A 24,874-nucleotide genomic window follows, 5' to 3' on the forward strand; every position below is an offset into this window, starting at 1 on the left:
ACCTGATTCCATGCCGAACTCAGAAGTGAAACACAATAGCGCCGATGGTAGTGTGGGGCTTCCCCATGTGAGAGTAGGACATCGCCAGGCTCCAAATTTATTTTCACTTTTCAAAAGTGAAGACAAAAGTGTTATGAACGACTTGTCAGCGACGACAAGTAGTCCACTGCGGAGTGGTAGTTCAGTTGGTTAGAATACCGGCCTGTCACGCCGGGGGTCGCGGGTTCGAGTCCCGTCCACTCCGCCACTTATTATAAAAGCCCTGCTAGAAATAGCAGGGCTTTTTTACATCTATCAAAAATGTATGCTGTATCTGGCTATATTTAGTAACCGATTGGTAAATAGGTAGAATGATAACTCAACTACATCACACCTTTTAGAAAGCCTAGTCTTACGACTAGGCTTTCGTCGTTTCTAGGGTTCGATAATTTGATCTTCTAGCAATCGGCACCGCTTGTCTGCGAGTCAGATGGTATACCAGTTCAGACATTTATACTCAGCCCAAGCATAACTGCTGGGCTCTTTTTACATTTGAATCTCTGTATTCGCATTTGGTAGAGAGAGCCTCTTAAACGTTTGCCCATTATCGAGCTACCGAACTAGGTGTGCCAGCCTTTCGTCATTATCAGAAGGTCTAGTCTTACTACTAGGCGTTCGCCGTTTCTCGGTAATGGTCTTTTATTCGTTAATTAACAAGTTTCACCCTATTTGGTTCAAGTTACCCCTGAACTATAGGTGCATCGTTATTTATCCAAATCGTTCTCTTGTTTAAAGCTAGGATTTGTTCGTCAATGTGGTCGATAGAACCGCTTTGTTTCTTATTGTGAAGCCTAACCTACGACTTGGCAGGGTTAGGTTCATTACTATTACTGAGACCTATCTGGGGTGGTACGCCGCTAGTTTTTGTCCGATAAAAAAGCAGTACGGAATCTTGATGCTTTCCTACCGAAGTCATGTGTAACTTAAGCTCTTCGGTGGTATTCAACAGACGCGAAATCCTTAATTACATGTGTGAGTATTGAATGAGCTATTTAGCCACTATGTTTGAGAGTACTGACATCGAAGTGATTTATGTTAAGAGTATGTTGTCCATAGTCCCGGTCTGACCGAATACGACTATAGCTCTGCTGTCCCCAACACTTATTTCCCCCTTAGACAGAAGATAGAGGGCCTGTTGAAGCCTCACTTATAACTACTTAGTGGCTTCAATGGATAATCTAGTACTTATAAATACAAAAACGCCTAGCGTTTGCTAGGCGTTGGTAAATCATATCTTGAGTATGTTCACTAGAGTATTTGTTTAAGAACTCTGTCAGCTTTCACTCGCGTGATCTTGCGAATAAGCTTTTGAACTTCTTCTGGGTAGCTATCTACCTTGTCTAACTGCTTATAAGTACAAATAAGCTGAGTGTGTTGAAGAATGTTATCTACTTCAGCTTGGAACTTGTCAGTTAGGTGGTGATAGTTGTCTTGGATAAAGATGCCGTTCTCTAGGTCTAATTTCCAGGCTCTTGGGTTTAGGTTATTACCGGTAAGTAGCATGTAGCGTTTATCGATCCAAATGCCTTTCAGGTGGAAGCTGTTAGAGTCGTGTCGCCAAAGTTGAATCGATAGATTACGGCTGGCTATATGAGCTTCATTCGCTTTAGCGAAGCGACGTAAGTTCATCTCATAAAGATATGGCAAGCCACCAATCGTTTTAAACTCTTCTTCTGGAGAGATGAAGAAGTCGTTAGCCGTTTTGTCACCAACAATAATGCTGACCTTTACACCACGCTTAAGCGCCTTCTTTACTTCTTTAGCTAGGCTAGGAGGGAAGTTAAAGTAAGGGGTACAAATGAAGATTTCGTCTTTAGCCTGAGCGACCAGTTGATTAATGCCTTGGTTAAGACGATTACGTCGTTTGCCAATGCCTACTAGCGGTGTTACGGCAACTTGCTCTGGTGAAACTTCCTGACCATCAAATTGGTACTGAGATCTGGCTAGAGATGCACGGAACTGGCGGATTGCTGGCTTTAGCTCTTTAGTTGCTGGCTTATTCTTGTCTGCTAAGTCGTACACAGCACTGTCAGAGATCATTTGCTCATGAACGTAGGCAAACATTGAGTCTGCCAGTGCTGCGTTGTTTAAAACATGGTAGCGGTCAAAACGGTAACGGTCGTGATAGTTCAGGTAGATGTTGTTAAGGCTTGCACCACTGTAGATCACGCTGTCATCAACGATAAAGCCCTTTAAGTGCAACACACCGAAGACTTCTTTACCGCGAACAGGAATGCCATAGACAGGGACTGAGTGCTTATATTTTTCAGCAAACTCTTTGTACATGGCTGCATTGCCTTCAGAAGACTCTGCACCAATCAATCCGCGTTGAGCTCTATGCCAATCAACACAAACGCTCACATCTAGATCTGGATTCTTTTGTTTTGCGTCATATAAGGCAGTTAGGATCTCACGGCCAGCCTCATCATCTTCAAGATATAAAGCAACTAAGCTAATGCGGGTCGTTGCACGAGATATCTCATCAAGAAGGCGAATTCGAAACTCTTGCGCTGATAGTAGTACTTCAAACTTGTCAGGATTCTGCGCTATGGTTGGCAATTGTATGAATGGATTCCTACTGGCAATCATATTGACTGTTTTACCTTAAAAATATGCAAAATTGCGAGCCTTTAATTTTACCAAAGGCACAGCCCCAAATACTAGATAATCGAGGCATTCTCTAACAATTTTGCTGATATTGCATAGGAATGAGATCTTTCCCGCTATTTGAATAACGCTCATATAAACCCCGTAAGGCGTTCGGTAGCTGTTTCGGATCGATCTGGATAAATTGGTGTCGACCGTAAAAGCTCGAGAGGTGCGCATAGGCAAAGCAGTAATCGTTCTCTGTGAGTGTATGTCTTGCACAGTAGTCCATTAGTTGGGAACCTAACTGTTTACCGCGATGTTGCTTCGAGATCGCCATGCCTGTCAGTAAGCGCGAGTCTTCTATAGTACGGAAACGGACGACACCACAAAGTTCGTCATCAACTAAGAGAGAATAAATTAGCTCACTTTTATTAGCTTTCCCTGTTGGGTAATGTTCTTTATAGAAGCGTTTAACAAGGGGAACCTTTACTGGGTCTAATTGAGTAATGATGACATTGTTCATTCAGTCACTGCGCCACTGGTTTATCTGCTGTAGAATGAACGCAGTGTAAGTTAATTGAATATCGCCATGCAATTCCATCTCAATGCTAGTTTAAAAAACGTTCATACCTTTTCTATTGATCAAAGCTGTGATGCTTTGGTTGAAGTGACCACGATTGACGAGTTGGTCTCGGTTTATCAGGACCCTAAATGGCAATCTACACCTAAGCTGATGCTAGGGAAGGGCAGTAACATGCTTTTCACTGAGCATTTTGCAGGCCTTGTCATTATCAACCAGTTGTCTGGTATTACTTTAACGGAGTCGGATAGTCATCAATTACTTCATGTTAATGGTGGTGAGGATTGGCCAAGCTTAGTTAAGTGGGCTGTTGAGCAAGGTCTCGGTGGTTTAGAAAACTTAGCAATGATTCCAGGTTGTTCCGGCTCTGCTCCAATTCAAAACATCGGTGCTTATGGTGTTGAGTTACAGGACGTGTGTGAATACGTCGATATTCTTTGTCTGGATTCTTATACAGTTAAGCGATTAAGCAAAGAGGAGTGTCTCTTTGGTTATCGAGATTCGATTTTTAAGCACGCCCTTTACGGCAAAGCTATTGTGGTCGCGATTGGCTTAACTTTACCGAAAGTATGGCAGCCATGTAATCATTATGGTCCCTTGAAAAGCCTGCCTGAAGAGACACTTTCTCCTCAAACGATATTTAATGAAGTATGTGCTATCCGCTCGAGCAAACTGCCAGACCCTGCTGTTCAAGGTAATGCTGGTAGCTTCTTCAAAAACCCGGTGATCAGCAAGGATCACTTTGATCGCTTGCAGGCAGAATATCCGACGATTGTAGGTTACGAGAGTAACGATATGATCAAAGTCGCTGCTGGTTGGCTGATCGATCAATGTCAGTTTAAAGGTGTTAATCAAGGTGGTGCTCAAGTTCATCCGAATCAAGCACTTGTGATCATCAACTATGATGAGGCGACGGCAGTGGATGTGCTCAAGCTAGCAGACCGAGTTCGTCAGGCTGTGTTAGATAAGTTCGATATTCGCCTAGAACATGAGGTTCGCTTTATGGGAAGAGACGGCGAGACAAATCTCGATAAGGCTTTGGAGGCGCTAGTATGAGAGAGCACAGCACCAAGCTAGCACTGTTAAAATGCCTTGCTGATGGTGAGTTTCATTCTGGCGAAGACCTCGGTGAAGTGATTGGCGTATCTCGAGCCGCTATAAGCAAGCACATCAAGGGTATTCAAGAGTGGGGTTTGGATATCTATCGTGTACAAGGTAAAGGCTACAAGCTAGCGAATCGATTAGACATGTTAGATCATGAGCGACTATCTGCTGCCAACAGCAACGCCTCTCTTGAGCTTATCTCTATTATAGGTTCAACCAACCAACACTTATTGGAGCGCACCAATGAGTTAGAATCTGGCTCGGTTTGTGTTGCTGAATACCAAGCCTCTGGTCGCGGTCGTCGTGGCAGGGAGTGGGTGTCACCATTTGGAGCCAACCTATACCTTTCTATGTACTGGAGACTCGATGCTGGGATGGCAGCTGCGATGGGCCTAAGCCTTGTTGTCGGCGTTGCGGTTGTTGAGGCTCTGGAAGAGATGGGCGTTGAAGGCGTGAAGCTCAAATGGCCTAATGACCTTTACCATAACGATAAGAAACTTGCGGGTATCTTAGTTGAACTGTCTGGGCAATCAGGTGGTGCCGCCCATATTGTCATTGGTTTAGGGCTTAATCTTTCAATGGACCCTTCAACTTCTGGTATTGGTCAACCATGGACCTCACTTAAAGAAGTGTGTGATGGTCAGGTGCCTGATCGTAATCAGCTTGCACAATCTCTGATTAACGCTTGGGACAAAGCACTGGTTGATTATGAAATGAAAGGGATGTCGAACTTTGTTGAGCGTTGGAATCGCTTGGATAATTTCTTAGGTCGCAATGTGAAGCTGATTATTGGACCTAGAGAAATTGAAGGGGTCGTGCAAGGTATTGATGAGCAGGGGGCTGTATTACTCAAAACTGATAATGGTATCGAAAGTTATATCGGCGGTGAAATCTCACTTAGGAAGGGTAGTTAAGACCTTCCTATTTTCTTAGTAATACTTCTTCAACCATGTGATCTGCACCTTTTCGTAGGATTAGGTGCGCTCGCTCTCTGGTTGGAAGGATGTTCTTCTCTAGGTTCAACCCATTGATTGAACTCCAGATCCCTTCTGCTTTATCCAATGCCGCTTGGTTCGATAATTTAGTGTAATGACTAAAGTAAGAACCTGGCTTGGTAAATGCCCCTTCTCTAAACTTCATAAAGCGGTTGATATACCACTCTTTGATTTGCTGGCTGTCTGCATCCACATAGAGTGAAAAGTCCAGGAAGTCAGAAATGAACACACGGTGTGGCTCGTGTGGGTAGTTCATTCCACTCTGCAAGACGTTTAGGCCTTCAATGATCAACACGTCAGGTAGGTCAACACACTTAACATCATCAGTAATGTTGTAGGTTAGATGCGAGTAAACTGGCGCAGTGACGTTTCTCTTACACGCTTTAACGTCAGAGACAAATTTCACCAAACGCTTGATATCGTAAGACTCAGGGAAGCCTTTCTTACTCATCAAGCCTTTCTCTTCCAATACTTCATTTGGATATAAGAAACCGTCAGTGGTGACGAGCTCAACTTTTGGGTGGTTTTCCCAACGAGAGAGCAGGGCCTTAAGTAGACGCGCAGTTGTACTTTTTCCCACTGCAACACTGCCAGCAATACCAATAATGAATGGTGGCGCTTTCTCTTTTTTATCAAGAAATTGATGAAGTACTGAATTGCGGTTCTGTCTGGCTGCCACATAGAGGTTCAATAGACGAGAAAGCGGCAGGTAGATCTCTACAGCTTCTTCCATGGTGAGCTTTTCATTGATGCCTTGAAGCTCTTTTAAGTCGCTTTCAGAAAGTGTCATCGGAACTAAATTCCTTAGTTCAGACCAATGTGTACGGTCAAATGACATGAATGGGCTCATACAAAACTCTATAGTGGATAACAAAACAAGTGCATGGAAAATACATCAAGCGATAGATAAATAAAATATCTTCCTGTACTAGATGCGGGTTAAAGACGGAAACCTTGAGCGAAATAGTCGTATGTCGGAGTTTGGGCAGAGAATTTTGCACTTTTTTTCAATTTGCTATTGCAAGGTGGAAAATCATTCAATAAAATGCGCCCCACTTGTGCCGACTTAGCTCAGTAGGTAGAGCAACTGACTTGTAATCAGTAGGTCACCAGTTCGATTCCGGTAGTCGGCACCACTTTCTCCCTTCCTTTAAGGCAAGTGAGAGAAAGCTCAAAAATTTGGAGAGGTTCCCGAGTGGCCAAAGGGAGCAGACTGTAAATCTGTTGGCACTGCCTTCGATGGTTCGAATCCGTCCCTCTCCACCATATTCTAAAGGTTAAATAGCTCAAACAGAGTTACGTGTTGCGTGCATCGTATAATGGCTATTACCTCAGCCTTCCAAGCTGATGATGCGGGTTCGATTCCCGCTGCACGCTCCAACTCATTTTGTGTGCTGATATAGCTCAGTCGGTAGAGCGCACCCTTGGTAAGGGTGAGGTCCCCAGTTCGACTCTGGGTATTAGCACCAGTCTAAAGCTTCTTCTCCTTTAATAAAGAAAACCATTTTTTTGGTTGCGTGGTCTTATTTTAAGCCACCTAATCCGTACCTAGAGGGACACCCCATGTCTAAAGAAAAATTTGAACGTACGAAACCGCACGTAAACGTTGGTACTATCGGCCACGTTGACCACGGTAAAACAACTCTAACTGCTGCTATCTGTACTACACTTTCTAAAGTGTACGGTGGTGAAGCGAAAGACTTCGCATCTATCGATAACGCTCCAGAAGAGCGTGAGCGCGGTATCACAATCGCAACTTCTCACGTTGAGTACGACACTCCAACTCGTCACTACGCACACGTAGACTGTCCAGGACACGCGGATTATGTTAAAAACATGATCACTGGTGCTGCACAAATGGACGGTGGTATCCTAGTTGTTGCTGCGACTGACGGCCCAATGCCTCAAACTCGTGAGCACATCCTACTTGGTCGTCAAGTTGGTATCCCTTACATCATCGTATTCATGAACAAATGTGACATGGTTGATGACGAAGAGCTACTTGAGCTAGTAGAAATGGAAGTTCGTGAACTTCTTTCTGAGTACGACTTCCCAGGTGATGACCTACCAGTTATCCAAGGTTCTGCACTTGGCGCACTAAACGGCGAGAAGCAGTGGGAAGATAAGATCGTCGAGCTTGCAGAAGCACTAGATTCTTACATCCCTGAGCCAGAGCGTGCAGTTGACCAACCGTTCCTACTACCAATCGAAGACGTGTTCTCGATCCAAGGTCGTGGTACTGTTGTAACTGGTCGTATCGAGCGTGGTATCCTACGTGTAGGTGACGAAGTAGAAATCGTTGGTATCAAAGAGACTACTCTTACTACTTGTACTGGTGTTGAAATGTTCCGTAAGCTGCTTGATGAAGGTCGTGCAGGTGAGAACGTTGGTGCACTTCTACGTGGTACTAAGCGTGACGAAGTTGAACGTGGCCAAGTATTATCTGCTAAAGGTTCTATCAACCCACACACTAAGTTCGAGTCTGAAGTATACGTACTTTCTAAAGACGAAGGCGGCCGTCACACTCCTTTCTTCAAAGGTTACCGTCCACAGTTCTACTTCCGTACAACTGACGTAACAGGCGATATCACTCTACCAGAAGGCGTAGAAATGGTAATGCCAGGTGACAACGTTCAAATGACTGTTGAGCTAATCGCTCCAATCGCAATGGACGAAGGCCTACGTTTCGCTATCCGTGAAGGTGGTCGTACTGTAGGTGCTGGTGTTGTAGCTAAAATCTTTGCATAAGATTTGACGAACCACTAGTAAAAAGGGCATCATTTGATGCCCTTTTTCTGCGCTAAAAAAAGAGTTGAGCGAATTGGCATCAATTTCAGCTCTTAGCAAAGAATTAAACAGTCTTTTTGACTAAAATGACTGTTAGATGTGTTGTTCTGCAACGCAAAGGAATGTGCCCTGCAACAGCGGGGTTATTGTCGTCTATATTTAAGACTTATCACAGGTTGGTTTTATGAAAGCAAACGCTGAAACTCCTGATAGCTCAAGTGCAGCAGATACAATGAAGTGGGTAGTCGCTTTTGTACTGTTAGCCGCTGCTGTTGTGGGTAATTACCTGTATGGTGAATTGTCTGTTGTAATTCGCGCTGCAGGTGTAGTTGTGCTGATTGCTGCCGCACTAGGCGTTGCAGCAACAACAACTAAAGGTAAAGCTGCGATCGATTTTGCAAAAGAATCTCGCATGGAGATTCGTAAAGTGGTTTGGCCTACTCGCCAAGAAACTATGCAAACTACATTGATCGTTTTAGCTGTATGTATTGTTATGTCTCTAGTGCTTTGGGGAATTGACGGCATTATGGTCCGTTTAGTTTCTCTAGCGACTGGGGTGTAGAGGGTTCTGATTCATGAGTGAAGCTCCAAAAAAACGTTGGTATGTAGTTCAAGCCTTTTCTGGTTTTGAAGGTCGTGTTGCACAATCGCTACGCGAGCATATTAAAATGCACAACATGGAAGAACTATTTGGCGATGTGCTAGTACCTACTGAAGAAGTAGTGGAAATGCGTGCTGGACAACGTCGTAAAAGTGAACGTAAATTCTTCCCTGGCTACGTATTAGTTCAAATGATCATGAATGATGAATCATGGCACTTAGTACGCAGCATTCCGCGTGTTATGGGCTTCATTGGTGGTACCTCTGATCGTCCAGCACCAATCACTGATAAAGAAGCTGATGCTATCTTGAACCGTCTAGAGAAAGCGAGCGAAGCTCCACGTCCTAAGACGATGTTCGAAGCCGGTGAAGTGGTTCGTGTTAACGATGGTCCATTTGCTGACTTCAACGGTACTGTTGAAGAAGTAGATTACGAGAAGAGCCGCATTAAGGTATCTGTATCGATCTTTGGTCGTGCAACACCGGTTGAGCTTGAATTTGGTCAGGTTGAAAAACTGGACTAAGACTCGATTAATTGAACTAAGTTGTGGATAACTTATTAGCAACTTGTTCAAAATAAAAGAGTATAAAAAATCACCTTTTTAGGGTTGTTAAAGGCGCGAATTATGATTATAATTTCGCGCCTTTTTGCTTCTATGGAAGTAAAAAGCGTTAATTGAATTTATGGGGAGCTTGCCTTACGGCTAGCGTATGTACCCAAATATTAGGAAATATCATGGCTAAGAAAGTTGAAGCTTATATCAAACTGCAAGTTGCAGCTGGTATGGCAAACCCGTCGCCACCGGTTGGTCCTGCTCTAGGTCAACATGGTGTTAACATCATGGAATTCTGTAAAGCGTTCAACGCAAAAACAGAATCTGTTGAGAAAGGTCTACCGACTCCAGTAGTTATTACTGTATACAACGACCGTTCTTTCACGTTCGTAACTAAGACTCCACCTGCTGCTGTTCTTCTTAAGAAAGCTGCTGGCGTTAAGTCTGGTTCTGGTCGTCCAAACACTGAAAAAGTGGGTACTGTAACTGACGCTCAAATCCAAGAAATCGCAGAAACTAAAGCTGCTGATATGACTGGTGCTGACATCGAAGCAATGAAGCGTTCAATCGCTGGTACTGCTCGTTCAATGGGCCTAGTGGTAGAGGGTTAATAAGATGGCAAAACTTACTAAGCGTATGCGCGTAATCCGCGACAAAGTTGACGCGACTAAAGAATACGAAATCAACGAAGCTGTTGCACTTCTTAAAGAACTAGCTACTGCTAAATTCGTTGAGTCTGTAGACGTTGCTGTTAACCTAGGCATCGATGCTCGTAAATCTGACCAAAACGTACGTGGCGCAACTGTGCTACCTCACGGTACTGGCCGTGAAATCCGCGTTGCTGTGTTCACTCAAGGTGCAAACGCAGAAGCAGCTAAAGAAGCTGGCGCAGATGTTGTTGGTATGGAAGATCTTGCTGAGCAAGTGAAGAAAGGCGAAATGAACTTCGACGTAGTTGTTGCTTCTCCAGATGCAATGCGTGTTGTTGGTCAACTAGGTACTATCCTAGGTCCACGCGGCCTTATGCCAAACCCTAAAGTTGGTACTGTAACTCCTAACGTTGTTGAAGCTGTTAAGAACGCTAAAGCTGGTCAGGTTCGTTACCGTAACGACAAGAACGGCATCATCCACACTACTATCGGCAAAGCATCTTTCGAAGCTAACCAGCTTCAAGAGAACCTAGAAGCTCTTCTAGTTGCTCTTAAGAAAGCTAAGCCTTCTTCAGCGAAAGGTACTTTCCTGAAGAAAGTAAGCATCTCTACTACTATGGGTGCTGGTGTTGCTGTTGATCAGGCTAGCCTGAACACTCAAGCAAACTAATTTGCTTAGGCGCAGATTTAGTGTATACTTCTGCGCCTAATATTTGTGGTTGGGTGATTTGAAGCAATTCAAATTATCTATCCCAAGACCGTAGGCGCTGTACTTTTCGGAGCTACAGCTTAATAAAACCTACGTAGGCGGTGCCTAATTTAAATGAAGTTATACATATCTATTAGCATCGTAAACGCTCATTACACACTGTGATGGGTGCTGTAATCACAACCAGAGGTTAATCCAAATGGCTTTAAATCTTCAAGACAAAAAAGCAATTGTTGCTGAAGTCAACGAAGCAGCTAATGGTGCACTTTCTGCAGTTGTAGCTGATTCTCGTGGCGTTGAAGTTGGCGCAATGACTTCTCTACGTAAACAAGCTCGCGAAGCGGGTGTTTACATGAAAGTTGTTCGTAACACACTAGCACGCCGTGCGGTTCAGGGTACAGACTACGAGTGTCTAACTGACACTTTCACTGGTCCAACTCTGATCGCGTTCTCTAACGAGCACCCAGGTGCTGCAGCGCGTCTTTTCAAAGACTTCGCTAAAGAGAACAAAGATTTCGAGATCAAAGCTGCTGCATTTGAAGGCGCAGTTACTGATGCTGAAGTACTAGCGACACTACCAACTTACGACGAAGCTATCGCACGCCTAATGATGTGCATGAAAGAAGCTTCTGCTGGCAAGCTGGTTCGTACTATCGCTGCACTACGTGACCAAAAAGAAGAAGCAGCGGCTTAAGCCTTGCTTTTCACTGGTTGCAAATTAAACTTATTGTTGACTTAAAAGAGAATTGTTATGTCTATTACTAACGAGCAAATCCTAGACGCAGTTGCAGAAATGTCTGTAATGCAAGTTGTTGAGCTTATCGAAGCTATGGAAGAGAAATTCGGCGTATCAGCTGCTGCTGCAGTTGTAGCTGGTGGCGCTGCTGGCGGCGAAGCTGCTGCTGAGCAAACTGAATTCGACGTTATCCTAACTTCTGCTGGTTCTAACAAAGTACAAGTTATCAAAGCTGTACGTGGCGCAACTGGCCTAGGTCTTAAAGAAGCTAAAGGTCTTGTAGACTCAGCTCCAGCACCTCTAAAAGAAGGCGTTGACAAAGCTGAAGCTGAAGCTCTTAAAGCACAGCTAGAAGAAGCTGGCGCTTCTGTTGAAGTTAAGTAATTATTACTTAATTTCTTAGCCGTAAGGCTAATGGCTGGTGGTTATTTGACCACCGGCCTTTTTGCGCTGTAGGGCTATGACGAATTTTCCGCTGTTTAAGCGTCATAACCTGAGCAAAAAAACAGTCATGTTTTCGATATGATTGTTCACTACATTAAACAGCTGTTAGTCACTACCCCCTCCGAGGAGTGTTTTGGGTAGTTTGGGTCACTTATCAGCGAGCTGAGGAACCCCATGGTTTACTCTTATACCGAGAAAAAGCGCATCCGTAAGGACTTTGGTACTCGTCCACAAGTTTTGGACATTCCATACCTGTTATCGATCCAGCTTGATTCCTTCGATAAATTCATCGAACAGGATCCAGAAGGTCAATACGGTCTTGAGGCTGCTTTTCGTTCTGTATTCCCAATTCAGAGCTACAACGGCAATTCTGAGCTGCAATACGTTAGCTACCGTCTTGGTGAGCCAGTTTTTGATGTTAAAGAATGTCAAATCCGTGGTGTAACTTACTCAAAGCCACTACGCGTTAAACTACGTCTAGTTATCTTTGATCGAGATGCGCCAGCAGGTACTGTAAAAGACATTAAAGAACAAGAAGTCTACATGGGCGAAATTCCGCTTATGACTGACAATGGTACTTTCGTAATTAATGGTACCGAGAGGGTTATCGTATCCCAGCTGCACCGAAGCCCAGGCGTGTTCTTCGACAGTGATAAGGGTAAGACCCACTCATCTGGTAAAGTTCTTTATAACGCACGTGTAATTCCTTACCGTGGCTCATGGTTAGACTTTGAGTTCGATCCTAAGGATAACTTATTCGTACGTATCGACCGTCGTCGTAAGCTACCAGCTTCAATCATCCTTCGTGCACTAGGTAAGTCAACTGAAGAGATCCTAGATCTGTTCTTCGACAAGGTGAACTTCGAAGTGAAAGACCAAACTCTTCTTATGGAGTTGGTTCCTGATCGTCTACGTGGTGAAACTGCGTCATTCGACATCGAAGCAAACGGTAAAGTTTACGTTGAGACTGGTCGTCGTGTTACTGCTCGCCACATCCGTCAACTTGAGAAAGATGGCGTTGAGCACATCGAAGTACCTGTAGAGTACATCGTTGGTAAAGTTGCATCTAAAGATTACATCAACGAAGCAACTGGCGAGATCATCGTTGGCGCGAACCAAGAGATCAGCCTAGAGGCACTTGCTAACCTATCTCAAGCAGGTCACAAAGCTCTAGAAGTACTGTTCACGAATGACCTAGACCATGGTCCATTCATGTCAGACACTCTACGTGCAGATAGCACAGTAGATCGCATCTCTGCATTGGTAGAAATCTACCGTATGATGCGTCCTGGCGAGCCACCAACGAAAGAAGCTGCAGAGTCTCTATTCGAAAGCCTATTCTTCTCAGAAGAACGCTACGACCTATCAACTGTTGGCCGTATGAAGTTCAACAGTTCTATCGAGCGTGAAGAAGAAGAAGAGCGTGGTACTCTGGATGAATCAGACATCATTGAAGTGATGAAGAAACTGATCGGCATCCGTAACGGTAAAGGCGAAGTGGACGATATCGACCACCTTGGCAACCGTCGTATCCGTTCTGTAGGTGAAATGGCAGAAAACCAATTCCGTGTTGGTCTAGTTCGTGTAGAACGTGCCGTTAAAGAGCGTCTAAGCCTTGGTGACCTTGATGCAATCATGCCTCAAGATCTAATCAACGCTAAGCCTATCTCTGCTGCAGTTAAAGAATTCTTTGGCTCTTCACAGCTTTCACAGTTCATGGACCAAAACAACCCATTGTCAGAAGTTACGCACAAGCGTCGTATCTCTGCTTTAGGTCCTGGTGGTCTTACTCGTGAGCGCGCAGGCTTCGAAGTACGTGACGTTCACGTAACTCACTACGGTCGTCTATGTCCGATCGAAACGCCTGAAGGTCCAAACATCGGTCTAATTAACTCACTATCTGCATTTGCACGTTGTAACGATTACGGTTTCCTAGAAACTCCGTACCGTCGTGTAGTAGATGGCGTAGTAACAGACGAAGTTGATTACCTGTCTGCAATCCAAGAAGGTCAATTTGTAATCGCGCAGGCGAACACCGTTCTTACTGAAGAAGGTACGTTCGCAGATGAGCTAATCACTGCTCGTCAAAAAGGTGAATCTGGTCTTCACCCGCGCGACCACGTTGACTACATGGACGTTGCGACAAACCAAGTAGTATCTATCGCTGCATCGCTTATCCCGTTCCTAGAACACGATGATGCGAACCGTGCATTGATGGGGGCGAACATGCAACGTCAAGCGGTACCAACACTTAAGGCTGATAAGCCTCTAGTAGGTACTGGTATTGAACGTAACATCGCAGTTGACTCTGGTGTTACAGCGGTTGCTAAACGTGGCGGTATGATTCAGTCTGTTGACGCTTCTCGTATCGTAGTTAAGGTTAACGAAGATGAGCTAGTACCTGGCGAAGCTGGTATCGACATCTACAACCTAACTAAGTACACGCGTTCAAACCAGAACACATGTATCAACCAACGTCCTACAGTGCTACCGGGTGAACCTGTATCACGTGGCGACGTACTAGCTGACGGTCCTTCAACAGACCTTGGTGAGCTAGCACTTGGTCAAAACATGCGTATCGCGTTCATGCCTTGGAACGGTTACAACTTCGAAGACTCGATCTTAGTATCTGAGCGCGTAGTTCAAGAAGACCGTTTCACGACTATCCACATCCAAGAACTATCTTGTGTGGCTCGTGATACTAAGCTGGGCTCTGAAGAGATCACAGCGGATATTCCAAACGTAGGCGAGTCTGCTCTGTCTAAACTAGACGAGTCAGGTATCGTTTACATTGGTGCTGAAGTTAAGGGTGGTGACATCCTAGTTGGTAAAGTAACACCTAAAGGTGAAACTCAACTGACTCCTGAGGAGAAGCTACTACGTGCAATCTTCGGTGAGAAAGCATCTGATGTTAAAGATACTTCTCTACGTGTACCAAACTCTGTTTCGGGTACTATCATCGATGTACAAGTCTTCACTCGCGATGGCGTAGAGAAAGACAAGCGTGCACTTGAAATCGAGCAGATGCAGCTTAAAGAAGCTAAGAAAGACCTAACTGAAGAGTTCCAAATTCTTGAGGGTGGCCTTCTTAATCGAGTTAAAGCTGTACTTCTGTCTGGTGGTTACTCTGAAGCTAAGCTTGATACGATCGGTCGTAAGCAATGGCTAGAGCAAGTTCTAGAAGACGATGCGCTACAAACACAGCTTGAGCAACTTGCTGAGCAGTGGGACGAGCTAAAAGCAGACTTCGATAAGAAGTTTGAAACTAAGCGTCGTAAGATCACTCAAGGTGATGATCTAGCGCCTGGCGTTCTTAAGATTGTTAAAGTTTACCTAGCGGTTAAACGTCGTATCCAGCCTGGTGATAAGATGGCGGGTCGTCACGGTAACAAAGGTGTAATCTCTAAGATTAACCCTGTTGAAGACATGCCATACGATGAGAAAGGTCAGCCTGTAGACATCGTACTTAACCCACTGGGTGTACCATCGCGTATGAACATCGGTCAGATCCTAGAAGTACACTTAGGTCTGGCAGCGAAAGGTATCGGTGACAAGATCAACCAAATGGTTAAGGAACAGCAAGAACTTCATAAGTTCCGTGAGTTCCTACAGAAGGTTTATGATCTTGGTGATACTCGTCAGAAAGTTGATATTGCTGAACTGTCTGATGATCAAGTTCGTACACTGATCAAGAACCTACGTGGCGGTCTACCGATTGCTACTCCTGTGTTCGATGGTGCTTCTGAAACGTTAATCAAAGAACTACTTAAACTGGGTGATCTGCCAGAATCTGGTCAGCTTAAACTGTTTGATGGTCGTACTGGTGACTCGTTTGAGCGTCCTGTAACTGTAGGTTACATGTACATGCTGAAACTGAACCACCTTGTTGATGACAAGATGCACGCTCGTTCTACTGGTTCGTACAGCCTAGTAACTCAGCAACCACTTGGTGGTAAAGCTCAGTTCGGTGGTCAGCGTTTCGGTGAGATGGAAGTATGGGCACTAGAAGCATACGGTGCTGCTTACACGCTTCAAGAAATGCTAACAGTTAAGTCGGATGACGTTAACGGCCGTACTAAGATGTACAAGAACATCGTAGATGGCAACCACAGCATGGAACCTGGCATGCCAGAGTCGTTCAACGTACTGTTGAAAGAGATTCGCTCGCTAGGTATCAACATCGAGCTAGAAGACGAAGAGTAATCCCTTCTTTCTTTCTAGAGAAAAGAGATTATTTGGTTGAAGGTGCTCACTTTTGCGGGTGAGCCCCTTTTAACTCCTTACAGGAGCTGATTGTGAAAGACTTATTAAACTTTCTAAAAGCGCAGCATAAGACCGAAGAATTTGATGCAATCAAAATCGGTCTGTCTTCACCGGACATGATCCGTTCATGGTCTTTCGGTGAAGTTAAAAAACCTGAAACGATCAACTATCGTACGTTCAAACCTGAACGCGATGGTCTGTTCTGTGCGCGTATTTTTGGTCCAGTTAAAGACTACGAGTGTCTTTGTGGTAAATACAAGCGTCTGAAACACCGTGGTGTTATCTGTGAGAAGTGTGGCGTAGAAGTTACACAAACTAAAGTTCGTCGTGACCGTATGGGCCACATCGAGCTTGCTTCACCAGTTGCTCACATCTGGTTCCTAAAATCGCTACCGTCTCGTATCGGTCTACTAATGGATATCCCTCTACGTGATATCGAGCGTGTTCTTTACTTCGAAATGTACGTAGTAACTGAACCAGGTATGACTGATCTGGAGAAATCTCAGATGCTTACTGAAGAAGAGTATCTGGATCGTCTAGAAGAGTGGGGTGATGAATTCACTGCTAAGATGGGTGCAGAAGCGATCAAAGATTTGCTTGCAACAATGGACCTTCATCAAGAAGTGGAAGAAATGCGCGAAGAGTTGGAAACAACCAACTCTGAAACTAAGCGTAAGAAGATCACTAAGCGCCTGAAACTAGTTGAAGCGTTCATTGCATCGGGTAACGATCCGCAATGGATGATTCTGACTGTACTTCCGGTTCTTCCGCCAGATCTACGTCCTCTAGTACCTCTAGATGGCGGTCGTTTTGCGACTTCAGATCTGAACGACCTTTACCGTCGTGTTATCAACCGTAACAACCGTTTGAAGCGTCTTCTAGAGCTAGCTGCTCCGGACATCATCGTACGTAACGAAAAGCGTATGCTGCAAGAGTCTGTTGATGCCCTTCTAGATAATGGTCGTCGCGGTCGTGCAATCACAGGTTCGAACAAGCGTCCTCTGAAATCTCTTGCTGATATGATCAAGGGTAAGCAAGGTCGTTTCCGTCAGAACCTTCTAGGTAAACGTGTAGACTACTCTGGCCGTTCTGTAATCACAGTAGGTCCATACCTTCGTCTACATCAGTGTGGTCTTCCTAAGAAGATGGCACTTGAGCTATTTAAGCCGTTCATCTACAGCAAGCTAGAGACTCGTGGCATGGCTACGACAATCAAAGCTGCTAAGAAGATGGTAGAGCGCGAAGAAGCTATCGTTTGGGATATCCTAGACGAAGTAATTCGCGAACACCCAGTACTGCTTAACCGTGCACCTACACTTCACCGTCTAGGTATCCAAGCGTTTGAACCAGTACTAATCGAAGGTAAAGCGATTCAGCTTCACCCACTAGTGTGTGCGGCATACAACGCCGACTTCGATGGTGACCAAATGGCGGTACACGTGCCTCTAACTCTAGAAGCACAGCTTGAAGCACGTACTCTGATGATGTCGACAAACAACATTCTGTCGCCAGCGTCAGGTGATCCGATCATCGTACCTTCTCAGGACGTTGTATTGGGTCTTTACTACATGACTCGTGAAAAGATCAACGTGAAAGGCGAAGGTATGTATCTTGCTGGCCCTGAAGAGGCTGAGAAGGCATACCGTACTAATACTGCTGAGCTACACGCTCGCGTTAAAGTTCGTATCACTGAGACCGTAGTAGACGAAGATGGTAACAGCACTACTGAAACGAAGCTGGTTGATACAACAGTTGGCCGTGCAATGCTATGGCAAATCGTTCCAGCTGGCCTACCGTACAGCATCGTTAACCAAAAGCTAGGTAAGAAGCAAATTTCTACCCTACTTAACGAAGCGTACCGTAAGCTTGGTCTTAAGGACACAGTAGTATTCGCTGACCAAATCATGTACGCAGGTTTTGCATACGCTGCACTTTCAGGTGTTTCTGTAGGTATCGACGATATGGTTGTACCTCAAGCGAAATACGATGAAATTGAATCTGCTGAAGAAGAAGTTCGTGAAATCCAAGAGCAATTCCAATCTGGTCTTGTTACTGCGGGTGAGCGTTACAACAAAGTTATCGATATCTGGGCATCTACGAATGACCGCGTTGCGAAAGCGATGATGGATAACCTATCTTCTGAAACAGTTATCAACCGTGACGGCGAAGAAGAACAGCAAGAATCATTCAACAGCATCTACATGATGGCCGACTCGGGCGCTCGTGGTTCTGCAGCTCAGATTCGTCAGCTAGCAGGTATGCGTGGTCTGATGGCGCGTCCAGATGGTTCAATCATCGAAACGCCGATCACAGCGAACTTTAAAGAAGGTCTAAACGTCCTTCAGTACTTTATCTCAACGCACGGTGCTCGTAAGGGTCTTGCGGATACAGCACTGAAAACAGCGAACTCGGGTTACCTAACTCGTCGTCTAGTTGACGTTGCTCAAGACGTTGTAGTTCACGAACATGACTGTGGCACGCACGAAGGTATCGACATGATGCCTCACATCGAAGGTGGTGACGTTAAAGTTGCACTTTCTGAGCTTGCTCTAGGTCGTGTAGTAGCTGAAGACGTTCTTAAGCCTGGTACTGAAGATGTACTGATCCCACGTAACACTCTGATTGATGAGAAGTGGTGTCAGATCATGGAAGACAACTCTGTAGACCGCATGAAAGTGCGTTCTGTTGTTACCTGTGATGCAGACTTCGGTTGTTGTGCACAGTGTTACGGTCGTGACCTAGCACGTGGTCACCTAGTGAACCAAGGTGAAGCAGTTGGTGTTATCGCTGCACAATCTATCGGTGAGCCGGGTACACAGCTAACGATGCGTACGTTCCACATCGGTGGTGCGGCATCTACTGCAGCAGCAGAGAACAGCATCCAAGCTAAGACAACTGGTACTGTTAAACTTCACAACGCTAAGTTCGTAATCAACAAAGATAAGAAGCTGGTTATCACCTCTCGTGCATCTGAGATGACGATTGTTGATGAGTTCGGTCGTACTAAAGAGAAGCACAAACTTCCTTACGGTTCTGTACTGAGCAAAGCGGACAACGACGCAGTAGAAGCCGGCGAAGTTGTTGCTAACTGGGAAGCGCACACTATGCCAATCATCACTGAAGTGGCAGGTCGCATCCAGTTCGTTGATATGATCGATGGCGTAACTGTTTCCCGTCAAACGGATGATCTAACTGGTCTTTCTTCTTCTGAAGTTACAGACGCAGCGGCTCGTCCAGCAGCAGGTAAAGATATGCGTCCAGCTATCAAACTTGTTGACGAGCAAGGTAACGATGTAATGATCCCTGGTACTGAAATGCCAGCTCACTACTTCCTACCTGGTAAAGCGATTGTGAACATTGAAGATGGCGCTGAAGTTGGTATTGGTGACACACTATCTCGTATCCCTCAGAAATCTGGCGGTAACAAAGATATCACCGGTGGTCTACCACGCGTAGCAGACCTATTCGAAGCTCGTAAGCCTAAAGAGCCTGCGATCCTTGCTGAGCACACAGGTACTGTGTCGTTTGGTAAAGAAACGAAAGGTAAGCGTCGTCTAGTAATCACTCGTGAAGGTGGTGACACTTACGAGGAGATGATTCCTAAGCATCGTCAATTGAACGTGTTCGAAGGTGAGAAGATTGAACGTGGTGATGTAATCGCCGACGGTCCTGAAACTCCACACGATATCCTGCGTCTACGTGGTATCCACGCAGTAACTCAGTACATCGCGAACGAAGTTCAAGAAGTTTACCGCTTACAAGGCGTTAAGATTAACGATAAGCACATTGAGACTATCGTTCGTCAAATGCTACGTAAGTGTACAATCACACATTCTGGTGACTCTCAGTTCCTACCTGGTGAACAAGTTGAGTACCACAACGTGAAGATTGCTAACCGTAAGCTAGAAGCTGAAGGTAAAGAACTAGTACGTTTCGAGCGTGATCTACTAGGTATTACTAAAGCATCTCTTGCAACTGAGTCATTCATCTCAGCTGCATCGTTCCAAGAAACGACTCGCGTACTAACAGAAGCTGCGGTTTCTGGTAAGCGTGATGACCTTCGCGGTCTGAAAGAGAACGTAATTGTTGGTCGTCTGATCCCAGCTGGTACTGGCTTCGCATACCATCAAGAGCGTCAAGCTAAGCGTGAAGAAGAGCAGGAAGGTCCATCAGCTGAACAAGCTACTGACAACCTTGCAGCACTTCTAAATGCAGGTTTCTCTTCAGAAGAGTAATCTCTTAGAGATAAGAAAAAGGCACCTTTGGGTGCCTTTTTTGTATCTGGCGTTTAGGTTATTGGTATGTGGATTCCTGCGTGCTTTACTTATGCTAGCCGGTGAATCACGAGCATTGGTGGCGAGAGGGTAATCGTGGAGGTGTCGTGGATACTGATTGGTGGTGTTACTTGGGCTTCAACAGAGTTGAGTGGGTAGGGGAGCTTTAGGCAAAACAAAAAGCTTGCACAGAGGCAAGCTTATTAAGGGTTAAGTTAACTAAGCGCCTGGTGGAATCGCTAAACTATCTGCAATAAGCTGAATAAGAGTATCTTCTACTTCAAAACGTACTTCGAGTAGTTCACCTACTTTCGACATATCTCCCTCGAAGTTAGGCAATTCATCGTTTGCACTGACTTTAACGTACTTATCATTAAACTCTATAAGTGGCTCGGTTGTGAGTACGATCTTCGCGTAAGTTGCATCAATCTCGTCATTGGTTTTAAAGCCTGTTGCTTGCCATTTCTTCATGACCATATCGTAGATCTTAAAATGGCCTTCTGAGATATAATCGACAACATGATCGCAGAATGAGCTGATTTCTTTAGGAGAAGGGAGTTCAACAACGTTTGATTGCCCGTTGCTAGCTGGCTGCAAGGCACCTAGCTTGCAATATTCGACGATGAGAGCTTGTCGAGTTTCGAGCCAATGATCGATGACGTCGCTTGAGCCACCCCATTGTTCTTGTATTTGTTTAAATTTATTTAGCATGACCATGTCCTCATGATCTGATCACAACCTTGTGATCATTGAAATTGCCTAAGCAGGATCCATTTAACGATATCTACTAAAAGTAATAGCTTGAAATATTCTCTGCCACAACTCTAGTATGAAATTAGATTGCCAGTAAAATGAACGAACTGCAAGCAATGAGGCATAGGGATGTTAAAAAAAAGTGATAAGAAAATGACAGAGCAAGCTTACTGGTGCGTCGTTTCCGGTAGTGATATTTGGGTTAATAATGATCAGTTTCCTTTCGGCTCTGCCGACGAGCTAGGACTGAGTGTTGAGCATGCAATCTGTATTAATCAGCATCAAGGCCGCAAAGTTTATTGGTTGAACTACTGTGACGTTGAGGCAGAGCTGACGATGGTCAACCTAAGAGAGTTATTACACTGGCCAGAATCGAGTTTTCTTACTGCAAGTAAAGCCATCCAATATGGTCATATGACACAGAGCATGCGTTTCTGCCCGCAGTGCGGTGGCCGCAATCACCTAAATCACAATCAAGTGGCTATGCAGTGTGGAGACTGTCGTACTCTGCATTACCCGCGTATTTTCCCATGCATCATTGTCGCTGTTCGCAACGACAACAAGATATTACTCGCGCAGCATCCAAGGCATAAAACTGGCATGTATACCGTTATAGCGGGCTTCTTAGAGGTCGGAGAGACCTTAGAACAGTGTGTAGCACGCGAAGTCAAAGAAGAGACAGGGATTGATGTGGGCAACATTCGCTATTTTGGCAGCCAACCTTGGGCATTCCCGTCGAGCATGATGATGGGCTTTCTTGCTGACTATGCTGGTGGTACGCTCAAGCCAGATTATAGCGAGCTATCCGACGCGCAATGGTTTGATGTGACGACTCTGCCAGATGTGGCTCCAGTGGGCACCATTGCGAGACAGCTGATAGAGAAAACCGTTGATGACGTGGTTAAAGCGGGGGCCGCTGAACAAGCGTTGGAGCACTAAGTCGCCTGTAATAGTATTTGGCCTATGGGGGGGGGGGCAAAAGCTAAAAAAAACCTCCACAAGTGGAGGGGGTAAGTAAGATGTCGTTATGAGATGCTGAGTAGTGACTACTCAGGTGTTATAATTGTAATTTTCGCTAGCGAACAAATTTTTAACATGCTCCCTTAATTGGGTGCAAATTAAGCATTGATTTAAAAGTTAATAACTTGATCTAGGTTGCAAAGCACACAGCTTTTACCCCTCAATCAGTGTTAGAATACTTGCCATCAAAACTAGACAAGATTGAATTGGAATTTAACGGAATGACCGAATTAAAGAACGATCGCTATTTACGCGCACTTTTAAAGCAGCCTGTTGATTACACACCGGTATGGATGATGCGCCAAGCTGGCCGCTATCTTCCAGAGTACAAAGCTACCCGTGCAGAAGCAGGCGACTTCATGTCTTTGTGCAAAAACGCGGAACTTGCATCAGAAGTAACCCTTCAACCTTTACGTCGTTTCCCGCTTGATGCGGCAATCTTGTTCTCTGACATCCTAACGATCCCTGATGCTATGGGCCTAGGTTTGTACTTTGAGACAGGTGAAGGTCCTAAGTTTGAGCGTCCTATCACGTGTAAAGCTGACGTAGAAAAAATTGGCCTGCCAGATCCAGAAGGTGAGCTGCAATACGTAATGAACGCAGTACGTCAGATCCGCAAAGATTTGAACGGCGACGTTCCATTGATTGGTTTCTCTGGTAGTCCATGGACTCTAGCGACTTACATGGTTGAAGGTGGAAGCTCTAAAGCATTCACTAAGATCAAGAAGATGATGTACGCAGAACCACAAACGCTGCACTTACTTCTAGATAAGCTAGCAGACAGCGTTATCGAATACCTAAACGCGCAAATCAAAGCGGGTGCTCAATCGGTAATGGTATTTGATACATGGGGTGGTGTACTGACTCCTCGTGATTACAACCTATTCTCACTGCAATACATGCACAAAATCGTTGATGGTCTAATCCGTGAAAACGATGGTCGTCGTGTACCAGTAACACTATTCACTAAGAACGGTGGCATGTGGCTAGAGCAGATCGCAGCAACGGGCTGTGATGCAGTTGGCCTAGACTGGACTATCAACATCCAAGACGCAGTTAAGCGCGTGGGTGATAAGGTTGCTCTGCAAGGTAACATGGATCCTTCAATGCTTTACGCTTCTCCAGAGCGTATCCGTGAAGAGGTATCGATTATCCTTGAAGGCTTTGGTGATGCTGGTACTGGCCACGTATTTAACCTAGGCCACGGTATTCACTTAGATGTGCCGCCAGAAAACGCTGGTGTGTTCGTTGACGCTGTTCACGAACTGTCTAAGCCTTACCATAAGTAATTCTGAGTAAGATAATTGAAAGCGCTGCTGGGTAACTGGTAGCGCTTTTTTATTGCCTTCAGATTGGTAATTCTATACTCGTTTAATTTCGGCTGTGTGCAGCTCATTAGGCATTTGGATCATGGTAGGCCAAATGCTCTGAGATGTGCTTGCGTATGTAAGGAATAACCTCACTTTCAAACCATGAGTTCTTCTTGAGCCAAATATTATTGCGTGGTGAAGGGTGGGGAAGTGGTAAAAACTCTGGTGCCCAAACCTGCCAGTTTTTGACAGTCTCTGTCAGTGTCTTGGTGGCTTTTTCTTTCAAGTAATAGTTTTGCGCATACTGCCCAATCAAAAGTGTCATTTGAACATTTGGCAGTGACTGCAATACTTTCTTATGCCAGAGCTCTGCACACTCCTTGCGTGGTGGCAGATCACCACTCTTCCCTTTACCTGGGTAGCAGAAACCCATAGGTACAATCGCGACCTTTTGTTCGTCATAAAAGGTATCGCTGTCTATCCCTAGCCATTCTCTTAATCGCTCGCCACTGGCGTCATTCCACGGGATGGAGGATTTATGCACTTTGATACCTGGCGCTTGCCCAATGATTAGCAAGCGTGCATTTGGGTGGGCTTGGATAACCGGGTTAGCACCATGTGAAAGGTGGGGTTCACAAGCTCGGCACTTTCTTATCTCGGTGAGTAATGGTGAGCTCATCAGTAACCTTTATCAAAGTCGATGACATGGTTTAGGGTAAATCCATCTCGCCACTGCTTGTAGTTCTCTGCGAAGATCTCGACCACCTGTCTCGGTTCACTGAGTGCGGCAATGTGCGGTGTAATAGTGACTTGTGGCAGTTTCCAGAAAGGGTGATCTTGAGAAAGAGGCTCATGTTCAAACACATCAAGGAATGCATGCTCAACCCAACGGTTTTTAATCGCCAATAACAGCGCTTTGTGATCGATGCTTTCGCCTCGCCCAACATTGAACAGCAGTACGTTAGAGCAGTAGCCAAGGGTCGTTTGGTTGAGTAGTTGATAGGTTTCAGCGGTTGAAGGTAACGTGTTGACCACAATGTCCGCTTGCTTGAGAGCCGCCTCTAGTTCATTGATGTGGAAAGTATCTTTAAAGGCTTCGTGCTTTGGGGGAATGCCTGTGCGATTGACTCCTATGGTGTGAATACCAAAGGCTGATGCGGCTTGCGCTAGATGACTGCCAATTGAACCCGTACCTAAAACCACCATGGTTTTATCGGTAAGGCTAGTATAAAGCTGAGGTTGCCAATTTTGTTGCTGTTGTTGCTGGTGGTAGTGGAAAAAGTGTCTGAAGTGACTAATGGTATAACCTAGTACGTACTCTGCGATCGCTGGCCCGAAGATACCTTTCACGTTAGTTAGGGTGTAATCATGGCGCAGGTTGGGCTGAGTGAGTTTATTGATACCAGCGTAGGTACTTTGTAGCCAATCTAACTGCGTAAATTCATTCAGACGATCAGCGATGAGGGG

General features: G+C 45.1%; 19 protein-coding genes, 5 tRNA genes and 1 rRNA gene. 19 read left to right on the forward strand and 6 right to left on the reverse strand.

What is annotated here, in order from left to right; genetic code table 11:
• Both rrf and A3712_RS18505 read left to right on the forward strand, forming a co-directional pair.
• Positions 1 to 90 (forward strand): 5S ribosomal RNA (rrf, locus tag A3712_RS18500); the annotation flags it as partial.
• Between the two features lie 80 nt (positions 91 to 170).
• A tRNA-Asp gene (locus A3712_RS18505) sits at positions 171 to 247 on the forward strand.
• A 1,040-nt stretch (positions 248 to 1,287) separates the two neighbouring features.
• Here A3712_RS18505 and pssA read toward each other — a convergent pair.
• Positions 1,288 to 2,628, reverse strand: coding sequence for a CDP-diacylglycerol--serine O-phosphatidyltransferase (gene pssA / locus A3712_RS18510; protein WP_063524620.1), 1,341 nt, complete (start codon positions 2,626 to 2,628; stop codon positions 1,288 to 1,290).
• A 91-nt stretch (positions 2,629 to 2,719) separates the two neighbouring features.
• On the reverse strand, positions 2,720 to 3,151 hold the full coding sequence (locus tag A3712_RS18515) for a GNAT family N-acetyltransferase (protein ID WP_063524621.1): 432 nt from the start codon (positions 3,149 to 3,151) through the stop codon (positions 2,720 to 2,722).
• A 66-nt stretch (positions 3,152 to 3,217) separates the two neighbouring features.
• Here A3712_RS18515 and murB point away from each other — a divergent pair, with 66 nt between their 5' ends.
• Both murB and birA read left to right on the forward strand, forming a co-directional pair.
• A complete protein-coding gene (murB, locus tag A3712_RS18520) occupies positions 3,218 to 4,264 on the forward strand; it encodes a UDP-N-acetylmuramate dehydrogenase (protein WP_063524622.1) in 1,047 nt (348 codons plus the stop codon).
• Positions 4,261 to 5,226 (forward strand): bifunctional biotin--[acetyl-CoA-carboxylase] ligase/biotin operon repressor BirA, encoded by a 966-nt coding sequence (birA, locus tag A3712_RS18525; protein ID WP_063524623.1) that lies wholly within the window; start codon positions 4,261 to 4,263, stop codon positions 5,224 to 5,226. Before murB ends, birA begins: the two co-directional genes overlap by 4 nt.
• 7 nt (positions 5,227 to 5,233) lie before the next feature.
• On the opposite strand, the gene coaA is transcribed toward birA, so the two are convergent.
• Positions 5,234 to 6,157, reverse strand: a complete 924-nt coding sequence (gene coaA, locus A3712_RS18530) for a type I pantothenate kinase (protein ID WP_063524624.1) — start codon at positions 6,155 to 6,157, stop codon at positions 5,234 to 5,236.
• Positions 6,158 to 6,367: 210 nt separating this feature from the next.
• On the opposite strand from coaA, the gene A3712_RS18535 reads away from it, so the two are divergent.
• The 13 genes from A3712_RS18535 (at position 6,368) to rpoC (ending at position 20,285) form a co-directional block, all read left to right on the forward strand.
• Positions 6,368 to 6,443: transfer RNA gene (locus tag A3712_RS18535), tRNA-Thr, on the forward strand.
• A 45-nt stretch (positions 6,444 to 6,488) separates the two neighbouring features.
• A tRNA-Tyr gene (locus A3712_RS18540) sits at positions 6,489 to 6,573 on the forward strand.
• A gap of 39 nt (positions 6,574 to 6,612) precedes the next feature.
• Positions 6,613 to 6,687: transfer RNA gene (locus A3712_RS18545), tRNA-Gly, on the forward strand.
• 13 nt (positions 6,688 to 6,700) lie between these two features.
• Positions 6,701 to 6,776: transfer RNA gene (locus A3712_RS18550), tRNA-Thr, on the forward strand.
• Positions 6,777 to 6,870: 94 nt separating this feature from the next.
• Positions 6,871 to 8,055 (forward strand): elongation factor Tu, encoded by a 1,185-nt coding sequence (gene tuf / locus A3712_RS18555; protein WP_063522888.1) that lies wholly within the window; start codon positions 6,871 to 6,873, stop codon positions 8,053 to 8,055.
• Positions 8,056 to 8,278: 223 nt separating this feature from the next.
• Positions 8,279 to 8,656, forward strand: a complete 378-nt coding sequence (gene secE / locus A3712_RS18560; protein ID WP_004737071.1) for a preprotein translocase subunit SecE — start codon at positions 8,279 to 8,281, stop codon at positions 8,654 to 8,656.
• Positions 8,657 to 8,669: 13 nt separating this feature from the next.
• Positions 8,670 to 9,218 carry a transcription termination/antitermination protein NusG gene (gene nusG, locus A3712_RS18565; RefSeq protein ID WP_032549909.1) on the forward strand — a complete coding sequence of 183 codons (549 nt, stop codon included), beginning with the start codon at positions 8,670 to 8,672 and terminating at the stop codon, positions 9,216 to 9,218.
• Positions 9,219 to 9,430: 212 nt separating this feature from the next.
• Complete coding sequence (gene rplK / locus A3712_RS18570; protein ID WP_026084318.1) at positions 9,431 to 9,859, forward strand: 50S ribosomal protein L11; 429 nt, start codon at positions 9,431 to 9,433, stop codon at positions 9,857 to 9,859.
• A gap of 4 nt (positions 9,860 to 9,863) precedes the next feature.
• A complete protein-coding gene (gene rplA, locus A3712_RS18575) occupies positions 9,864 to 10,568 on the forward strand; it encodes a 50S ribosomal protein L1 (protein ID WP_063524625.1) in 705 nt (234 codons plus the stop codon).
• Positions 10,569 to 10,806: 238 nt separating this feature from the next.
• A complete protein-coding gene (gene rplJ / locus A3712_RS18580) occupies positions 10,807 to 11,301 on the forward strand; it encodes a 50S ribosomal protein L10 (protein WP_004737075.1) in 495 nt (164 codons plus the stop codon).
• Between the two features lie 57 nt (positions 11,302 to 11,358).
• On the forward strand, positions 11,359 to 11,727 hold the full coding sequence (rplL, locus tag A3712_RS18585; RefSeq protein WP_063524626.1) for a 50S ribosomal protein L7/L12: 369 nt from the start codon (positions 11,359 to 11,361) through the stop codon (positions 11,725 to 11,727).
• A gap of 234 nt (positions 11,728 to 11,961) precedes the next feature.
• Positions 11,962 to 15,990, forward strand: coding sequence for a DNA-directed RNA polymerase subunit beta (rpoB, locus tag A3712_RS18590; RefSeq protein WP_063524627.1), 4,029 nt, complete (start codon positions 11,962 to 11,964; stop codon positions 15,988 to 15,990).
• A 92-nt stretch (positions 15,991 to 16,082) separates the two neighbouring features.
• A complete protein-coding gene (gene rpoC / locus A3712_RS18595) occupies positions 16,083 to 20,285 on the forward strand; it encodes a DNA-directed RNA polymerase subunit beta' (protein WP_063524628.1) in 4,203 nt (1,400 codons plus the stop codon).
• A gap of 258 nt (positions 20,286 to 20,543) precedes the next feature.
• On the opposite strand, the gene A3712_RS18600 is transcribed toward rpoC, so the two are convergent.
• Complete coding sequence (locus tag A3712_RS18600) at positions 20,544 to 21,041, reverse strand: Rsd/AlgQ family anti-sigma factor (protein ID WP_063524629.1); 498 nt, start codon at positions 21,039 to 21,041, stop codon at positions 20,544 to 20,546.
• 165 nt (positions 21,042 to 21,206) lie between these two features.
• Here A3712_RS18600 and nudC point away from each other — a divergent pair, with 165 nt between their 5' ends.
• The gene (gene nudC, locus A3712_RS18605) at positions 21,207 to 22,016 is read left to right on the forward strand and encodes an NAD(+) diphosphatase (RefSeq protein ID WP_063524630.1); all 810 of its coding nucleotides are present in this window, start codon (positions 21,207 to 21,209) and stop codon (positions 22,014 to 22,016) included.
• A gap of 302 nt (positions 22,017 to 22,318) precedes the next feature.
• Positions 22,319 to 23,386, forward strand: coding sequence for a uroporphyrinogen decarboxylase (gene hemE / locus A3712_RS18610; protein ID WP_063524631.1), 1,068 nt, complete (start codon positions 22,319 to 22,321; stop codon positions 23,384 to 23,386).
• A gap of 106 nt (positions 23,387 to 23,492) precedes the next feature.
• On the opposite strand, the gene A3712_RS18615 is transcribed toward hemE, so the two are convergent.
• Together A3712_RS18615 and A3712_RS18620 are read right to left on the reverse strand one after the other, a co-directional pair.
• Positions 23,493 to 24,086: a uracil-DNA glycosylase family protein gene (locus A3712_RS18615; RefSeq protein ID WP_063524632.1), complete on the reverse strand. Its 594-nt coding sequence runs from the start codon at positions 24,084 to 24,086 to the stop codon at positions 23,493 to 23,495.
• Positions 24,086 to 24,874, reverse strand: a 789-nt coding sequence (locus A3712_RS18620; protein WP_063524633.1) for a D-2-hydroxyacid dehydrogenase, incomplete at its 5' end; no start/stop codon positions are given. The genes A3712_RS18620 and A3712_RS18615, both read right to left, overlap by 1 nt.

The sequence above is a fragment of the Vibrio sp. HI00D65 genome, assembly GCF_001635455.1.
Taxonomy (GTDB): domain Bacteria; phylum Pseudomonadota; class Gammaproteobacteria; order Enterobacterales; family Vibrionaceae; genus Vibrio.